Consider the following 604-nt stretch of genomic DNA (forward strand, 5'->3'; position numbering starts at 1 on the left):
CCCGGAATATGCTTCAGAAAACAAACTGGCGGCGCTGCTTGGCCTGTCCGGGGCTAATGGCGGTCGTCGCATACGCGCATACACATCCGGCGATGAGAAGATCCCCTATGGCCCGTGGCGACGCTTTCTGGTGCTTACCGGTCGCGCCAGTCAGGAAATTATCCCGGTGCTGGGAATTTTTGACATGGAAAAGCCATTTTAAGGAGGGCAGGGAATGAAGATAAAAAGCTGGATAGTCGCCGGTTGCTTCTTAATGGCTGGCTGCGATCAAGTACAGAACGCGGCAGATAACACATTAACGGCTGCTTTTAATGATGCGGGTATGAAACAGCCAGGTATCGTTTTATCGCCTGGCCTAAATATCGACGATCACGGCAAGAAAGCGGTGCTGTACGGCGATAAGATGTGTCCCAAATCGCTAATGAGTAGCGCGGTAGAGTCGGGTTGTATCTTCATTGAGCCGGATGATAAAGCGGTTACGGTGAGACTCAGTAATGCCGGAGAACCGCTGAAAAAAGAGGTCTGGACGGTAGAACGCGAAGGCCAGTATCCGAAAGAAGTCATTCGCCTGAAGCGGCCTGACGGTTCCTATGTAATGCCCTGG

Annotated in this window: 2 protein-coding genes; both read left to right on the top strand. The window is 52.2% G+C overall.

What is annotated here, in order from left to right:
- On the top strand, positions 1–202 hold a 202-nt coding region (locus tag MKP05_RS21420), incomplete at its 5' end, for a hypothetical protein (RefSeq protein ID WP_439109013.1).
- Positions 203–214: 12 nt separating this feature from the next.
- Positions 215–604: hypothetical protein (locus MKP05_RS21425; protein WP_240570155.1), on the top strand; the 390-nt coding region annotated here is incomplete at its 3' end.

Source organism: Halomonas flagellata, assembly GCF_022487945.1.
Lineage (GTDB): Bacteria > Pseudomonadota > Gammaproteobacteria > Pseudomonadales > Halomonadaceae > Halomonas > Halomonas flagellata.